The organism is Nocardia sp. PLKS1-43 (assembly GCF_059510335.1).
Window position 1 is genome coordinate 820,684 of sequence record NZ_JCAJZQ010000001.1, and the last position, 16,456, is coordinate 837,139.

General features: G+C 66.8%; 15 protein-coding genes. 10 read left to right on the forward strand and 5 right to left on the reverse strand.

What is annotated here, in order from left to right; translation table 11 throughout:
• Positions 1-52: 52 nt before the first annotated feature.
• Positions 53-445 (forward strand): MarR family winged helix-turn-helix transcriptional regulator, encoded by a 393-nt coding sequence (locus tag AC5WS7_RS03900; RefSeq protein ID WP_495952928.1) that lies wholly within the window; start codon positions 53-55, stop codon positions 443-445.
• 407 nt (positions 446-852) lie between these two features.
• On the opposite strand, the gene ribA is transcribed toward AC5WS7_RS03900, so the two are convergent.
• The gene (gene ribA / locus AC5WS7_RS03905; RefSeq protein ID WP_495952929.1) at positions 853-2,070 is read right to left on the reverse strand and encodes a GTP cyclohydrolase II; all 1,218 of its coding nucleotides are present in this window, start codon (positions 2,068-2,070) and stop codon (positions 853-855) included.
• Positions 2,071-2,108: 38 nt separating this feature from the next.
• Positions 2,109-2,630 carry a MarR family winged helix-turn-helix transcriptional regulator gene (locus AC5WS7_RS03910; RefSeq protein WP_495952930.1) on the reverse strand — a complete coding sequence of 174 codons (522 nt, stop codon included), beginning with the start codon at positions 2,628-2,630 and terminating at the stop codon, positions 2,109-2,111.
• Positions 2,631-2,710: 80 nt separating this feature from the next.
• On the opposite strand from AC5WS7_RS03910, the gene AC5WS7_RS03915 reads away from it, so the two are divergent.
• The 8 genes from AC5WS7_RS03915 (at position 2,711) to AC5WS7_RS03950 (ending at position 10,575) form a co-directional block, all read left to right on the forward strand.
• Positions 2,711-3,190 carry a flavin reductase family protein gene (locus AC5WS7_RS03915; protein ID WP_495952931.1) on the forward strand — a complete coding sequence of 160 codons (480 nt, stop codon included), beginning with the start codon at positions 2,711-2,713 and terminating at the stop codon, positions 3,188-3,190.
• A 73-nt stretch (positions 3,191-3,263) separates the two neighbouring features.
• Positions 3,264-4,253 (forward strand): Ldh family oxidoreductase, encoded by a 990-nt coding sequence (locus AC5WS7_RS03920; protein WP_495952932.1) that lies wholly within the window; start codon positions 3,264-3,266, stop codon positions 4,251-4,253.
• Positions 4,246-4,710: a PaaI family thioesterase gene (locus tag AC5WS7_RS03925; RefSeq protein WP_495952933.1), complete on the forward strand. Its 465-nt coding sequence runs from the start codon at positions 4,246-4,248 to the stop codon at positions 4,708-4,710. Before AC5WS7_RS03920 ends, AC5WS7_RS03925 begins: the two co-directional genes overlap by 8 nt.
• 8 nt (positions 4,711-4,718) lie before the next feature.
• The gene (locus AC5WS7_RS03930) at positions 4,719-5,741 is read left to right on the forward strand and encodes an LLM class flavin-dependent oxidoreductase (protein ID WP_495952934.1); all 1,023 of its coding nucleotides are present in this window, start codon (positions 4,719-4,721) and stop codon (positions 5,739-5,741) included.
• A complete protein-coding gene (locus AC5WS7_RS03935; protein WP_495952935.1) occupies positions 5,738-7,354 on the forward strand; it encodes an AMP-binding protein in 1,617 nt (538 codons plus the stop codon). Before AC5WS7_RS03930 ends, AC5WS7_RS03935 begins: the two co-directional genes overlap by 4 nt.
• Positions 7,347-8,291: a hydroxymethylglutaryl-CoA lyase-like TIM-barrel protein gene (locus AC5WS7_RS03940; protein ID WP_495952936.1), complete on the forward strand. Its 945-nt coding sequence runs from the start codon at positions 7,347-7,349 to the stop codon at positions 8,289-8,291. Before AC5WS7_RS03935 ends, AC5WS7_RS03940 begins: the two co-directional genes overlap by 8 nt.
• Before the next feature lie 121 nt (positions 8,292-8,412).
• Positions 8,413-9,864, forward strand: coding sequence for an FAD-dependent tricarballylate dehydrogenase TcuA (gene tcuA, locus AC5WS7_RS03945; RefSeq protein ID WP_495952937.1), 1,452 nt, complete (start codon positions 8,413-8,415; stop codon positions 9,862-9,864).
• Between the two features lie 96 nt (positions 9,865-9,960).
• Positions 9,961-10,575 carry an NIPSNAP family protein gene (locus tag AC5WS7_RS03950; RefSeq protein WP_495952938.1) on the forward strand — a complete coding sequence of 205 codons (615 nt, stop codon included), beginning with the start codon at positions 9,961-9,963 and terminating at the stop codon, positions 10,573-10,575.
• A 431-nt stretch (positions 10,576-11,006) separates the two neighbouring features.
• On the opposite strand, the gene AC5WS7_RS03955 is transcribed toward AC5WS7_RS03950, so the two are convergent.
• Positions 11,007-14,036, reverse strand: coding sequence for an NACHT domain-containing protein (locus AC5WS7_RS03955; protein ID WP_495952939.1), 3,030 nt, complete (start codon positions 14,034-14,036; stop codon positions 11,007-11,009).
• A 107-nt stretch (positions 14,037-14,143) separates the two neighbouring features.
• A complete protein-coding gene (locus AC5WS7_RS03960) occupies positions 14,144-14,395 on the reverse strand; it encodes a hypothetical protein (RefSeq protein WP_495952940.1) in 252 nt (83 codons plus the stop codon).
• Positions 14,396-14,808: 413 nt separating this feature from the next.
• On the opposite strand from AC5WS7_RS03960, the gene AC5WS7_RS03965 reads away from it, so the two are divergent.
• Positions 14,809-15,342, forward strand: coding sequence for an alpha/beta hydrolase family protein (locus tag AC5WS7_RS03965; RefSeq protein ID WP_495952941.1), 534 nt, complete (start codon positions 14,809-14,811; stop codon positions 15,340-15,342).
• A 274-nt stretch (positions 15,343-15,616) separates the two neighbouring features.
• Here the strand turns inward: AC5WS7_RS03965 and AC5WS7_RS03970 are convergent, their stop codons facing one another.
• Positions 15,617-15,847 carry a hypothetical protein gene (locus tag AC5WS7_RS03970; protein WP_495952942.1) on the reverse strand — a complete coding sequence of 77 codons (231 nt, stop codon included), beginning with the start codon at positions 15,845-15,847 and terminating at the stop codon, positions 15,617-15,619.
• Positions 15,848-16,456: the final 609 nt, after the last annotated feature.

Genomic DNA, 16,456 nt, shown 5'->3' on the forward strand with positions numbered 1-16,456 from the left:
GTCAACCAGCAGACAGCCGAGCGAAGGTGAGGAGACCGACCTCGGCGGGCGCGTGCGACTGGCCGTGGGGCGCCTCTACCGCCGCTTTCGCAGCGAGCGCCCCGAAGGCGGCCTCGGAGACTCGGCACTGGCCGTGCTCACCCGCCTGCACAAGCACGGGCCGCAGACCCTGACAGAACTCAGCGAACACGACCGGGTGTCGCCTGCCTCGATGAGTCAGACCGTAAACCGCCTCGCCTCGGTCGGGTACGTCGTACGCACCCGCGACCCGAACGATGGCCGCAAGGTGCTCTTCACTGTCACACCGGAAGGCGATGAACTCGCTCGCGCCGCCCGCACGCAGCGCAATGCCTGGCTCGACGAACAGCTGGACACCCTCAGCGCAGAAGACCGCGAGATAATCGCCCGCGCCGCAGCGCTGTTCACGCATATAGCCGATTCCTGACCGCCGTGCTGCCGCCCGTCCGGCTTGCTGCCGTCATGCGTGCGGAATACATCGAGGTCGCATTTTTCTCGGCGAAGCATGTCACCGGTGCCGGTGAGGCCCGCAACCGCACCCGCCTGGCGGTGGAGCGCACTGTCCCGTTCGGGATGCTCACCCAAACCCTGGTCGTGCTCTGGTACCACCTCGCCGGGCACTCACCCGCCGTCGTAACCGAACACCGTCACCCGGGCGCGCTGGTACACCAGGAAAACCCATCCGAGCTATCCCGACATGCTCGCCAAGCTGCGGCGCACGCTGATCGCCGCCCAATATTGTGCCGACCTACCCGGCGACCCCACCCCCGAACAAATCCACACCATCCGCTGGCCTGGGCAAACACTGCAGGCTGACCGCGAAACACGAGCTGCTCAGGGAACTTCGCGTTTGCCGAACAGGTGGCCCATTCGGTGCTCTTTGGTGGTCAGGTACCGGAGGTTCGCAGGCATGGCGCCGACCGTGAGCGGAAGGCGACGCGCGACGGAGACTCCGCCGGTTTCGAGATCCCGGATCTTGTCGGGATTGTTGGTCAGCAGCCCGACGCGGGTGATATCCAGGTGAAGCAGTATGGCTGCGGCGGCGCCGTATTCGCGCGCGTCGGCCGGTGCGCCGAGTTGGAGGTTGGCGTCCACCGTGTCGAGTCCGCCGTCCTGAATTTTGTATGCGGCCAGTTTCTTTCGCAGGCCGATGGCCCTTCCCTCGTGCCCGCGCAGGTACACCAGCACGCCGCCGTCGCGCCCGATCTGTGCTAGTGCGGCGTCGAGTTGCGGGCCGCAGTCGCAACGCTCAGAGCCGAGCGATTCGCCTGTGAGGCATTCGGAGTGCACGCGCACGGTCACCTCGCCGCGCGGCTCGCCGTGCACGAGGACGAGGTGGTCGGCGCCGGTGCGCAGGTCGAGATAGCCCAGCGCGCGGAAGCGACCGTACCGGGTCGGCAGCTCGGTTTCGGCGGTCCGCACGACGCGTGGCTGTTCCGTGACCGACGAGGGATTCCGGCGGCGATAGCCGATCAGCTCCGCAATGGTCAGAGTTGGCAGGTCGAAGCGATGAGCAAGCGCATCGACGGCGGGGCCGCGAAGCATCGAGCCGTCGGCGTCCACCAGTTCCGCGATGGCCGCGACGGGAGGCAAACCCGCCAACCGGCAGAGGTCGACCGACGCCTCGGTGTGCCCCGGTCGCTCGAGCACGCCGTCGGCTCGTGCGCGCAGCGGCAGAATGTGCCCCGGGCGCACAAAATCCGCGGACGTGGCCGCCGGATCGGCGAGCAGCCGTAGGGTGCGGGCCCGGTCCGCGGCACTGATCCCCGTGGTCACCCCGATTTTCGCGTCCACGCTCACGGTGTAGGCCGTGCCGCGCGGATCCTCGTTGTATTCCACCATCGGCGGCAGACACAGGTCGGCCGCGCGGCGCGGGGTCAGCGGCGCGCACAACAGACCGGAAGTGTGCCGGACGGTCCACCCGACCCAGTGTGCTGAGGCGGCATGCGCGGCGAGCACCACGTCACCCTCGTTTTCCCGGTCAGCCGCGTCGGTCACGAGCACCGGCCGACCCTCTCGCAGCGCCTCCAGCGCCATCGTCAAGCGATCCACCCGGCCAGTATAAGCATGCTTACATTGAATCCGCATGCTTAGCTATCTGAGCGTCCCATTTCTCGAAGCTCGCTCTCGACGACGAGCGCGGCCTGCCGCAACTGGCGGTCGGTGGCGACGATCTCTTCTCGGCCGACGACTTCGTTGAGCGTGTCGCTGATCTTGAGCACAACGGCGCCCATCTCATTGAGCGCGGCACGACCGGCCTTGGTGACTTCGAGCGACAGCGCTCGCTCGCTCTCCGGGTGCGCGCTGCGTGCGACGAAACCTCGCTTCTCCAGTTGGGTCACGATGCGCGTCATCGTCTGTGGCCGGGCGTAGCAACGCCGGGACAGCTGAGCCAGCGTCAGGTGCGGTTGGTTGGCCAGTATCCGCAACGCCGTGTAGCTGGACAGGGTCATGTTCCACGGCCGTAGGCGCGCGTTCCCGATCCTCGAGACAGCACGTTCGAACCGGAACGCGGCGTCGATCAGGGACGACGCCTCATCCATGCCAGTGGTCGCTCGTGCGGGCGAGCGACCGTCGTCGAACGGATCGATATAGGGCAATGGGTCGGTCATCCCTGCAGCGTAGAGGCACTCGCCGAAGTGGATGAATCAGCATGCTTGCATCTACATAAGAATGCTTATACCGTGTTAGCATGCTTACATCGGAAGTCTTTCGGTCGGTCTTGGGACATTTCCCCAGCGGCGTCGTGGCGATCACCGGGCGTGACGTGAACGGCGAGCCAGCAGGCATGGCCGTCTCGTCGTTCACCTCGGTCTCGCTCGATCCGCCGCTGGTGGCGTTCCTGCCCGACAAGACGTCCTCGACATTCCCCGCTATCGCCCGGCGTGGCACGTTTTGCGTCAACGTGCTCGCCGCCGGACAGGAAGACATCTGCCGAGTGCTGGCGGTTTCCGGTGGGGACAAGTTCGCCGACTTGAGCTGGCATCCCGGGCCGCATGGCGATCCCGTGCTCGACGGTGCCGTTGCCTGGATCGGCTGCGCGATCGAGGCTGTGCACGACGCCGGCGACCATCGCATCGTCGTCGGCCGCGTCAGCGATCTGGCCGCCGACCCGGCGGCCGGGCCGCTGCTGTTCTTCCGCAGCCGGTACCACCGCCTCGCGGCCGCCTGAACCCCACACAGACCTCTGCGTGCGATCCGATCCTCTTTCGGAGCTCATCCCCACCTCGATGGAGAGGCATGTCATGACCACTCTGACCCTGTCCGACGCCCACGCTCTCGCCGTGGCCGCGATGACCGCCGCCGGCCATACCCCGGACGGCGCCGTCGTCATTGCGGATCACCTGCTCGACTGTGAACTGCGCGGACTGTCGTTCGGCGGGCTCGCGCGGGCGGTGTCGATCACGGAGCGGATCCGCGCCGCCACCCAAGCGCCGCGCCCGATCGAAGTCGTCGGCGAGACGCCCGTGTCGGCGACCCTCGACGGTGGCGATCAGGTGGGTTATCTCGTCGGCATGCGAGCGCTCGAGCTGGCGATGGAAAAAGCTCGCGCGCAAGGCATCTCGGTCGTCGGCGCACGCAACACCTGGTACACCGGCATGTTCTCCTACTACCTCGAGAAGGCTGCGGCGGCCGGGCTCGCCGGGGTGATCGCGGGCAGCGGGCCCGCAGTCGTGGCTCCACAGGGTGGTACCGAAGGACGGTTCGGCACCAACCCGATCGCGTTCGGTTTTCCCGCCGACCCGGCGCCGGTCATCTGGGATATCGGTACCTCCGCCGTCATGTACGGAGAAGTGGTGCTGAAGGCCCGGCTCGGCGAGAAACTGGAGCCGGGCCAAGCCTACGACGCCACCGGGTCCCCGACACTCGACCCAGGCGCTGCACTGGCGGGGGCATTCGGGGTATGGGGTGGGCACAAGGGTTCTGGACTGGCCGTGGTGGTGCAGTTGCTCGGGATGATGAGCGGAGCGGCGGCCGATCCGCCGGGTATCTCCGACTGCGGGTTCTTCGTACTGTTGGTCGATCCGGCCGCCCTCACCGACCCGGACGACTACCGCCGCCGCGTCACCGAGTTCGCCGCGTCGATCCGCGCGACCAGACCCGTAGAAGGCGGCCGGGCCGTTCGGGTGCCGTTCGACCGGTCCGCGGCGTGCCGGGCGGAGACGTTGCGGCGCGGCGCGATCGACGTGCCCGAGACGGTGGTCGCCGCGCTGCGGGAAGCCGCCCATGAGTGAACACCCGGACGAATTCACGATCGAACCGTCCGCGTCGGGTCGCCTGCTCTGCGGCGGCTGTTCCGGAGACGACCGCTGCCGGCTCGGCGTCCAGGCACACGATGACCCGCTGCGGTTCGACGTCATCTGCCCACGTCACTGGCAGGGCGGGCCCGAGGTGGCGCACGGCGGCTGGATCGCGGCCGTCTTCGATGACGTGCTCACCATGGCCGTGCTGCGCACCGAACCGCGGCTGGTCACGAAGTCGCTGGCGATCTCCTATCACCGCCCGGTTCCAGTAGAGCAGTGCCTCACGGCCACGGCATCGGTCGATGCCCACAGCGGTAGGGATTGGACGGTCTCGGCGACGCTGGCACTCGGCGATAACGGACCGACCCTGGCCACCGCGCACGCCGAGCTGCGCACCCGCCGCACCGACCACTACGCCAGGCACCAAGCCTGGCTGACAAGCAACTGAGGAGAACAATGGTCGAGTTTTTCACCGGGGCACAGCCCCTCGCAGCGGACGAGACCGATCCAGACCGGATGATCGAGCGAATCCACCAGCTGGACCGCTCGGAGGTGATCGACCGGGTCCTGCTCGGGTACTCCTCGACGTGGCCGCACAATCACGCGACCGCCCCCTTCGCCCTCGCCGCATCGGAGAAGTTCTCACCGATCGTCGCGCACCGGCCCGGTGTCATGCCGCCGGTGGCCGCCGCGCGCTACTTCGCCACACTCGATGTCCTCGCCCGTGGCAGGCTCGCGATCAATGTGGTCGTCGGCGGGTCGGACAAGGATCTGCGCCGCGAATCCGACGACCTGCCCAAAGCCGAACGCTATCGGCGCGCGGTCGAGTACCTCGACGTCGTCCGACGCACCTGGACCTCGACCGAGCCCTTCGACCACCACGGTGAGTACTACACCGCCGAGGCGGTGAAGATCATGACCAGGCCGGTGCAGGGGCAAGTGCCTATCTTCATGGGCGGCGAGAGCGACGATGCCGTCGACTTCGGCGCGCGCCACGCGGACCTGTACATGCTGTGGGGTGAGCCGTTCGCGGGTACGAGGGAACGCATCGAGCGAGTCAGCGCGGCCGCCGAGGCCTATCACCGGAAGATGCCCTTCTCGCTGAGCCTGCGACTGTTCCTCGGCGACACCGACGACGACGCCTGGGCACGGGCGCGTGCGGTAGAGCGGCAGATCGCAGAGAACAGCGGCCGGTTCCTACGCTCGTCGTCGAGTGACACCTCCGTCGGACGGCAGCGGGCGCTCGCGCTGACCGACGAGGAACTCCACGATGACTGCTTCTGGACCGGCCTGACGAAGCTGCTGGGTGGTTTCGCCAACTCGCAGGCGCTCGTCGGCACCGAGGAGCGCATCCTGAACACGCTGGGTACTTACCGCGACCTCGGCATCGACGCGTTCCTGGTGACCACCGGCGCCGAGGCGTCCTGGGACCCGGCCCTGGAGAGCTTTCTGGCGAGGGCGAAGAAGGAGCTGGCATGACCGAAACCCCTAGGCGGTCCGAGGATCTCGCGCAAGACACCGTCGGCGGGCTGCTCGCCGCCCGGGCTTGCGCGCATCCGGACAAGCCCGCGCTGGTGGTCGACGGTACCGAGCTGACCTACGGCGGGCTGGACCGTGCTGTCTCCGGGGTGGCCCGTGGCCTGCTCGCACTCGGCGCCACGCGCGGCGATGCGGTCGGCATCCTCCTGCCCAATCGCATCGAGTATCTGCTCACCTGGTTCGGCGCCGCGCGCGCCGGGCTCGTCGAAGTCCCGGTCAACACCGCATATAAGGGGCAGTTCCTCGACCACGCGCTGCGCAGCACCGATGTGCGGATCCTCGTCACCGAGGCCGCCCTGCTCGACCTCGTCGCCGACCTGCCCGAAGTGCCGGGAACACTGACCGCGGTGGTCCTGCTCGACGACGACGCACCCGGCCGCACCCCGCCCGGCGTGCGCGTGCTGACCTGGCGCGCGCTGATCGCGGGAGGCGACCCGGGACGCGAACTCCCCGAAGTCGGCGCGTCCGATCCGGTGGCCATCATGCTCACCTCCGGCACCACCGGGCGCAGCAAGGGAGCGGTGTACCCGAACCGTATGCAGGTCACCGCCGCACGGGAGTGCGCTGCCCAGATGGGCACCACGTCCGACGACCGGCTCTACACGTGCCTGCCGCTGTTCCACGGTGCGGCCCAGATCAACATCACCCTGCACGGCCTGTACGCCGGCGCCACCGTCGTACTGGGCCGCCGATTCTCCGCCAGCCGGTTCTGGAACGAACTGCGCGCACACCGTGTCACCGAGTTCAACGCGCTGGGGTCGATCCTGCCCGCGCTGCTCGCGCAGCCACCGTCGGAAAAAGACCGCGACCACCAGGTGCGACGTGTCTTCGCGGCGCCCGCACCCCCGCAGGTACTGCATCCATTCGAAGAACGCTTCGGAGTCCACATCGTCGAAGGCTATGGACTCACCGAGATCAAGAACGTGCTCTACAACCCGCTGGACTCGCGCAAGGTCGGCTCGATCGGGCTGCCCACGGAGTCCTCGATCGTGGAGGTGCACGACGAGTCCGGCCGACGCGCCGCACCCGGGCAGGCCGGTGAGATCGTGTACCGGCCACGCGAACCCCACGTCATGTTCGCCGGCTACCACCGCGATCCCGAGGCGACTCTCGCGACGATGCGCGATCTGTGGTGGCACACCGGCGATCTCGGCTACACCGATGAGGACGGGTACTTCTACTTCGTCGACCGCAAGAAGGACGCGCTGCGCCGTCGCGGGGAGAACATCTCCTCCCACGAGGTCGAGTCGCTGCTGCTGGCCTATCCCGGTGTGGTCGCAGCGGCCGCCGTCGCCACCCCATCGGAGCTGGGTGAAGACGAGGTGCTCGCCGTACTGGAGATGGACTCCGGGCGGCAGGTGGATTTCGCTGATCTGTTCGCGCACTGTGACCGCGGCATGCCGCATTTCATGGTGCCGCGCTACTACCGCGTGGTCGATCGGCTACCCGTCACACCGACCGGCAAGGTCCGCAAAACCGAGCTGCGCGGCCATGGACACCTGGACGCATGGGACGCGCACGCCGCCGGCTTCACACCGACCCGCCATGTCTGAGGCCAGCACGATGCCCACCGATGTGCGCATCCGCGAGATCGCGCCACGCCTGACGTTTCAGAGCCATCGCGTCCCGACCGAGGTCAAGGTCGAGCTGGTACGACGGCTCGTCGACGCGGGGCTGCGCACGTTCGAGCTGTCCTCGTTCGTCCGCCCCGACCTGATCCCCGGCCTGGCCGACGCCGAGGAGGTGTTCGCGCTGGTTCCGCGCGTGCCGGGCCTCGGTCTCGGCTGCTGCGTCGGCAACACGCGCGGCCTCGGGCGCGCCGTCGACGCGGGCGCGGATACGGCGTCCTTCCTGCTGTCGGCCGATGAGGACTTCGCCCGCGCCAACATCGGGCTCTCCACTCCGGACTCGCTAGCGGAACTCGAGCGCATGGCCGCCTACGCCTCGAACCACGACATCGTGCTCGGCACATATGTGATCTTCGCCTGGGGCGGGCCCACCGGACCCGCCCGCGGCGGGGTGGACCTCGAACCGCTGGCCGGCCGGCTTCTCGACATAGGCGTGGATCATTGGATTCTCGCCGACTCGTCCGGCTATGCGGCACCAGCGCAGATCCGCGAAGTGGTCACCGCCGCACTGAACCACATACCCGCCGAGAACCTCACCGTGCAGATCCACGACGCCCGCGGCATGGGCCTGGCCGCCCTGCTTCCGGTCTTGGATCTCGGCGTGCGAAATATCGACACTGCGCTCGCGGGCAGTGGCGGCCACCCGGCCATGCCGGGTTCCCAGGGCGGCGGAGTATGCACCGAGGACGCCGTGCAGCTGCTCGAATTGTCCGGCGTCCGCACCGGAATCGACCTGCCGCGCCTGATCGACACCGCGAACTGGCTGGCCACCGAAGCTGGCACCCCATGCAAGGGGTTCGTCCGACACACCGGCCCTGTACCCCGGCACGAAACCGCCGAACCACTCGCCTTCAGCTGGTAACAGGCCCGACGGCGGTCGCCGCCCGGTCGGGAGAGGCGACGACCCCACCTCGGGTTTTCAGCGGTTTCGACCAGAACTGATTCGACAGCGTTATTACACACACCAAGGTCACGGAGAACCAGTGCCGAAAGTTATCGTCGCCGGAGCGGGCCTGACCGGGCTCTCCGCCGCGATCTCCGCCCGCGAAGCCGGAGCGAACGTCGTCCTGCTGGAGAAGGGCAGCCGCGCGGACGTCGGCGGGAATGCCGCCTTCTCGGGCGGGCTGTTCCTGTTCCACTACCGCGGACCCGACGACCTGACGTCGATCACCCAGGACTTCGAGCCCGGGATGCGCGCCGACCGGATCGAGGCTCCGCCCTACACGAGCGAGGCCTACGCCGCCGAATTGATGGCGATGAGCGACGGCCGGGCCGACCCGCGCCTGGTGGAAACGCTCGCCGAAAGGTCGCTGGACACTGTGCGGTGGCTCGCTTCGAAGGGTGTCCGCTTCACCTTCAACCGCACCGTCGGCGCGCACGTGCGCAACGGTGTGCTGCACATCCCGGCCGGGCAGATCCTGACCAGCACCGGTGAGGGCATGTCGCGCGGTTTCGAAGTGATCGAGCCGCTGCTGGAGTACGCCGAACGCATCGGCGTCGAGATCCGCTGGTCCACCCCGCTCATCGACCTCGTGCGCGAGAACGGGCGCGTTACCGGCGCGGCAGTAGGCGACGGCGTGGTGCCCGGCGACGCGGTGGTAATCGCCAGCGGCGGATTCCAGGCCGACCGCGAGCTACGGCGCCGACACCTCGGACCCGAATGGGAGAACGTCACACTGCGCGGCACCCGGCTCGCCACAGGCGACGGAATCATCGCGGGGCTGCGGGCCGGGGCGGACGTGGCCGGAACCTGGTCGAGCTGCCATTCGGCGGCCGTGGACCCGAGCATGCCCTCGCCGCAGCGCAGCGCGGCGTCACCGCCGTTCCCGTTGCACGGGTTCTGGCTCGGAGTGCTCGTCAACTGCGAGGGCGAGCGGTTCGTCGACGAGGGGCCCGGCCCGTGGGTGAAGAACTACTCCAAGATGGGCAAAGCGATCATGGGCCAGCCCGGCCACGAGGCATTCGAAATCTTCGACCAGCGCACCGCGGAACGTGTGGCCGACCAGTTCGCCGGGGCCGCAGTCCCGGTCACCGCGCCGACCGTTGCCGAACTCGCCGCGCGTATCGGAGTTCCTCCCGGCAAGCTCGTGCGCACGATCGAGGAGTTCAATCGGGCCTGTGGGGACGACGGGAGCACAACAGGCTGCACGCCGGCCAAATCGCGGTGGGCCACAGCGCTGGATCGTCCACCGTTCGTGGCCTACCACGCGGTCGCCGGACTGACGTTCACGTTCGGCGGTGTGCGGATCGACCCGGACGGACGAGCACTCGGCGGCGACGGCGTGCCTGTGCCCGGCCTATACGCGGCGGGTGAAGCGACCGGTGGCCTGTTCTACGGCGACTACCCCGGCGGTGCGGCGCTCATGCGCGCCGCGGTATTCGGTCGCGCCGCGGGGTACACCGCCGCGACCGAAGCCGAGCATCACCACGGCTGAACAGCCCCGCAGCAAATCGGCCGGGGCGGTGCCCGATCGCGACCGTCGATGCGCCGACAGCGCGGGAGAAACACATACCTACACGGAGGCGTGGCAATGCTCTATGAACTTACCCATCTGGCAATGAAGCTCTACACGGTGCCGAGAGCGCTTTCCGCCCTGCGGGACTACACCACGGGCGCACCAGCGCGCGGCAGACTGCTCGGCTGCTGGGAAACCGAGCATGGTGTCATCGTCGGCCGGGTACTTCTACTCCGCGAGTTCACGGATGCCGAAGCGCTCGCCGAGGAACGACAGCGGATCCTCACCAGCTCCGACCCTTTCGGGGTCGGCGAGTACCTGGATTCATTCACGGTCGAGACCTACGCGCCGTTCCCATTCGTCCCTCCCGTCCAAACCGGACGCTACGGCGACGTCTACGAATTCCGCACCTACGAGTTGAAGGTCGGTGGACTCACACCCACCATGGCCGGCTGGGCCGCCGCACTGCCCGAACGTACCGCGCTTTTCCCGCTCACCACCGCGATGTACGGACTGGACGGCATCCCGCGCATCACGCACATCTGGCCATTTCCCAGTCTCGATCAACGACTGGCCATCCGCCGCGAGTCCTACGAACGCGGAATCTGGCCACCCGAGAACGGCCCCGAGAACATCGCCCACGCGACCTCCACCATCGCCATTCCCGCCGGATTCTCCCCGTTGCACTGAGCGAAGCAGCCGGCCAGGTCAGCGGCCTCGCGCTCAATGACCTTGCCGGGCGTACGGACGGCTTCATCCGAGAACTCACGTGCGTGACCGAGGGGGCAGGCTGCGATGTGTCGGCTCGCCGGTAGGTCGCTGTGTCGCAACGTTTTCAGCGCACCGGCCCATCCGGTCACCGGGCGCGGTGGCCGCCCGGCCCCGATAACCGACAACCCGCACGGCCCCGGCAGCGGTACCCCTGGGGCAGGTTCGGCGGGTGCGCACCCCCGATTGAACATGCGCCCGCGGTGGTGTTCTGTGGTCTGCTCACTCAAAGGTGAGTAGGTGCCGTTCGAGCGGTGTGACGACGGCGTCACCGCGGCCTTGGGCGAGCCTGTGACGTGCAGCGGTGCGCGGTCACCTTCCTCTGCGTCCGCTTTCGTGGCTGCATAGTCGAATTAGTCCAGGGCGAGTGCGATCATCTCGTCGGGTTCGGCAGACAGGCGGCGTTCCCGCAGTACAACGCCGACAGCGAATTGCCTGAAGCAATATCCGATCTTACGAAGAACATTACCGTCCACGAGGGTGTCGCCGGAGGCAGCCGCATGCGCGATGCACAGGGCGGCCAGGCTATACAGCATCGCATGCTTGCGGGTGAGTAGGCGATGATGGCCGGTGACCAACGGCGCGGCGTCCGCCCTCAGATCCTCGGCGAGACGCTGTACACCGTCGGGGATGGACTCCGTTGTCAGCGTCATTTCTATTCCGACAGAGAGCCATTCGGACAAATACTCCGATCCTGCGTACAGCATCGATGTCTCGATGTCGGCCAACCGTGCAATCTCCAGTATGAACGCCTTGCGGAAAGGTGCCGTGCTTGCGCCTCTCCTCCGTCTCGCCAAGGTCTCCAGCGCATTCGCTGCGGCGGTTATCAGAAGGTCTGCCACGCTCGGTATAGCCACCGAATTCGGGCCCGACGGCTCGATGGACAGGCCGCCAGTTCCGGTGCGGGCGTCTGTGATCAGTGTCGGTAGATCAGCGACGGCCTGGGTGATGAACCGATCCCGGTGCTCCCGAAGTCTATGTCCTGCAATGGAGTTCGAGTATCGATTGAGGTGCGGTTGGTTGAGTGGTTCGGAAACCCCGTACTTACAAAGGACATTCGCAAGAGCCAATGGAAACGCCAATCGGGCGAAATTGAGCGGGTTATGAGGGCCTTGGATGTCGAGGCATTCGTCCAGGTAGGCAGCGAAATCGGCTGTGGTGATGGCATCGACGTCTTCCGGACCTGTCTGTTCGGCCCAGCGCAGTGGCCTGTGGCTGGGCGACGGCTCGGTCCACAGGGATCTCTGGTGCTCTTCGAAGATGTCAGGGGACAGAGATTCGACGACTGGTGCATTCGTCGCCGCTCGGTTCGTGTCACCCCGCCACTGCTCATGAGCACACCACATGGTGGCCGGCGGGTCGCCTAAAATCCCTCGTGCCGCGAGGTTTTCGACCTCCACTGGCTTGGGCAATCGGAGTGGGGGATCTGGTATGCGGGCCTGTATCCAATTCACGAAGTCGACGACGTCGCGTCCACGCACCCCGCGAACAGGCGCGCTGTCCTGCTCGGGCCACGGGATGTCCGGGCGGCGATCGCGCCCGATGCGGGATTCGTCCTCGACGAACAGGCGATACAGCGACGCGGGAACCGGTTTGGTACACCTCTGGCCGCTCACCGTTTCCGTCGTCTGCTGCCGCACGAACCTGGTGAACAGGACGCGCATGAGCAGCTCCCGCCGTTCCGGTGCGGTACGGGAATCGGCTACCTCGGTCAGTAGATCGTTCATTCGTTGCCGAATTTCCACCGACATGCCCGACTTCTGTTCCGTGCAGTCGAATGCCAGTGTCAGTGCTGTCACCGTCTGCGAGCGTAGGCACGCCTCGACGATCGGGTCCGCGTCGTACTGTGCGGTATAGAGAATGGTTGTCTCTCGCCACCAGTCGTCGTCGACGCTGCTCATCAGCAGACGCACCTGGTCGCGATGGTAGATCTGCTGCGAGGCCAGATATTCCTGAAACGTCTGATGAAAGAACGACACGACACCGGTCTCCGGGCTGATGAGCAAACCGTCGTTGATCGACTCGGTCAGGAATTCCCTTGCGTTCATATCGGTATCCAGGCGGTTCAGGAGAGGTTTGATCAATTCCTCTGCGTCGCCGACGGATAGATCGCGAACGCGCTGCTCCATCATCGCCAGCGCCAGCACCTGCAGCATCCCGCGGCTGTGCGTGTTGTTGATCGGCGAAGACAGCCCTTTGGCGGTCCGTCGTCGCCACAGCAGCACGTCACAGATCTCGCTGTAGAGCTGAATTCGATTGTCCGGCAGAACGCCTCGCCGTTCCCGATGCACGTTGACGATCATCGTCAGCAGTAGCGGGTTGACGGCCAGCTCGTGGAGCGAGGGTTGACTGCGGACGTGCTCGTACAGTGCGCGGGCTTGGGTCTGAGCCCGGGCCGGCTCCTTCTCGACCGCGCCGTACCAGTTGCGCACGAAGGTTTCCATCTGGTTTTCGGTGAGCTGACGAACCTGCAGGACCGTCGCCCGATTGATCGCTGCCACCGAGTACCCATGTGGACGGGAGGTGATAACAAAGTGATTCTCTGGATACATATGAATTTGGTGCTCAACCCATTTCAGCACCGCGTGGCGGTGTTTCTGGTTTGCGACCTCGTCGAGTCCGTCCAGCAGTACGACGCATTCGCCGCGGCGTAGCCGCCATGTGAACCACCCCTCCGGTTTGCGTAACCCGCAGTCACTGGGCATCGCGTAATCGGGCAGCCCCAGCGCAGGGTCGGCCGCGATCGCCGCCGCGTGTTCGCGCAGGTACAGCAGAATCGGAACCCGGCGGGTAGCTCCGAGGCGTCCACTGCACGTCTGGCGCGCCGCATGTCGTAGCAGCGTCGTCTTGCCGCTGCCCGGCGCACCGAGCACGGCCAGGACCACCGGCGTCTTCGTCCGCAGCAGCGACGTGATCGACAAGCGTTCGGAGATACTCGACGGCACCTTGTCCCGCAGCGGATCCGCACTCACCAGATGGTGTGGCCGTTCCACCAGACTTACGTCGACATACACGGTGTCCAGCAGCGGTGCGGAGTGCGGTGCTGTGCCCAGTCCCTGGAGGTCAATCTCTTTGAGCCGGTTCAACATCCAGTGCGGGTATTCGTGCCGGAACGGTGTGAGCCGGAACCCCAGGAAGCGATCGATCCCCGCTACCGCGTCCGGGCGCCATTTCTCGGCCAACTCCTTGACGATCGAGCTCACTACCCGAAAGACCGACAGGAGGCCCCAATACCCCAGGAGCAGCAGTACCGCCAGCATCGGATTGCGCAACGCCAGATCGTGCAGCATCGCACCCAGTGCGACAGGCAACCCGATCGTGACGGCAACCCAGGACACGCTCGGCGGCCAGTTCGGGGTCTGTTTGCCGTCACCGTCCGCCATCGCCGGTCCCCCTCGCGACTCGATTCCCGGGAACACCGAATGTAATCCATTGCGGCACTGGAAGGTGCCATCAAAAGTGAGAATCTCTACAACAGAGGCGATTTCGCCTATCTGGGGGCGTCGATTCGGTTGGCGAGCCAGCTCGAGACCTGCCTGGTGACGGTGCTGTATCCGCCGTGGTGGTGCACTCCCGGGGGAGCGAATTGGGCCGCGTCGCTGCTCTGGCGGGCTAGATCCCCTAGCGCGGTGCTGGTGCCGGGAGTAGCGGCGGCGGTGAAGGTGTGGGCGAGCCCGGCCAGGTGAGCACCGGCATCTCCGGTCAGGGCCGAGGCCGCGGTGGTGGCGAAGTCGGCGGCCACGGCGGTGGAAGAGCAAACGTTCGTTTTCCGAACGCAGGTAAACCCGTTGTCGGTGTTCGATGTAGGTGCACTGATGCCCGAACTCGTATGCGGTGTCCGTCGTCAGCGGTGTGATCGCCGGGTGGCCTAGCGAGCAGTGCAGTACCCGATCCGGCACGACTACCGTTGCGGGTTGTGTCTGTTTCCGAAGCGCGGCAACCGTTTCCGGGATCGCGCCCTACGAGTCCGGGCTAGTGGATGTCGGTGACCACAACCGGATCTACTGGGAAACCAGCGGGAGCCCGCACGGCCAGCCCGTTCTGGTGGTGCACGGCGGACCCGGCAGCGGCGGGCGACGCGGAGCGCGCAGACTGTTCGATCCGGCCGCGTTCCGGATTGTGCCGTGTCACCGGGATCGTGCTGGTCGGGTGACCATGACTCGACCACCGGAGATCGACTGGCTCTACCACGGCCTGCGGTTGCTGCTACCGGTCGAATGGGAGCGGTTCCACCACGGGGCGCCCGCCGCGGACCGGGAAGGGAATCTGGTCGAGGCGTACCGGCGACTGATGGAACACCAGGATCCGGCAGTGTGCGAGAGCGCCGCGCGGGAATGGTGCGCCTGGGAGGACGCGGTGATCGCGCACGAAACCCTCGGCACACCAGGCCAATACAGCGCCAAACCGGATGCGGCACGGTTGCCGTTCGTGCGGATCTGCACCCACTACTTCGCCCACGCCGCCTGGCTCGACGACGGCCAGTTGCTCCGTGACGCCCACCGCCTCGCCGGGATCCCCGGCATTCTCATCCACGGTCGTCTCGACCTGTCCGGACCCCTGCTCACCGCATGGGAACTCGCCCAAGCCTGGCCCGACGCAGAACTGCGGATCATCGACGACTCCGGGCACACCGGCAGCCCCACCATGCAAACTGCCATCCTCGATGCTGTCGCCCGATTCGCCAGCTGAGCGTTTCCATCAATGTCTAACGGGGGCAGGGGCCGGCCGGATACTGATTGCGCGGGTGCGTCGGTCAGTTGCAGTGCGTACAACAGATCGCAGTTCGGCCGGGGTTGGTCGGCCGCGGCTTTGATGTCGGCGATCCAGGTGTTGGCGAAGCGGTGGCAGGCGGCCGACCGGATCCCACAGACGTCGGTGGAGATGCGCAAGGTGCGGCCCTTGGGGCCGGTGCCTCGGACTTGCTCGGAGCTGGTGGTTCACCGGCAGTTGCGGCAGCGGCTGGTCATCCGGCGGGCTTGTCCCGCGGCACCGCGGGAGTCCGGCGGGCTTCGGCGATGAGCCGGTGCATCTGGTCGGCCAGCTGTTCGGCTTCGTCGAGGCTGAGAAACAGGACCGTCTGCTTGCCCTCGCGCAGCTCGACGTTGTACCCCACGGGCTCGCCGGCGAGATTGTCGTTTCGGTGCAGCGACGATGTCAGCTGCTTGAGACCCAGCGAACTCAGCTCCTGGGTCAACTCCAGCCCCTCGTGTGCATGGCCGGCGTCGAGATCATCGCCCTCGTCTGGGGTGTAATGGTCGGAACACCATGCTGGACAACGCCGAATAGCCTCTGGCCGAGCATTGTTCATACCGCCGAGCATATGCGCGCCGCGGGCCCGGCGGCCGGGCTTGCTCTGGCGATGTGTCCGCCCCGGACGACCGGCGCCCGACCACTGCCGCCGACGGCCAGCGCGTGGTCGGGCGGCGTGGCACCGCGCTGTCGTGTGGACGGGCGAGGAGGATCATGCAGCATGGACCAAAGCTGAGAGCGAGATCCGGTCGCGGCGTCACGATCCGCACACCTTCGAGGTGCTCGGCGGGTCATGACGATGTTGTCCGATGTTCCAGGTCCGCTGAGCGATTGCCTCGCATTTCGCCTGTGGCCCATGCTGGCCGGCGGCGGGTACGTGCTGTCCTGGCACGGCGTCGTCCCCGCGGAGGACGAGGTCGCCGAGTACCTGGCCGGCGCGGCGGCCGACGACGAGATGACCACTGTCCTGCGGCCCGGCGACGGTGCGGATCCGACATGGCCACCACGGCACGATCGTCGAGGTTCGCGGTGTGCAGTTCGAGCTGCGCCCCGA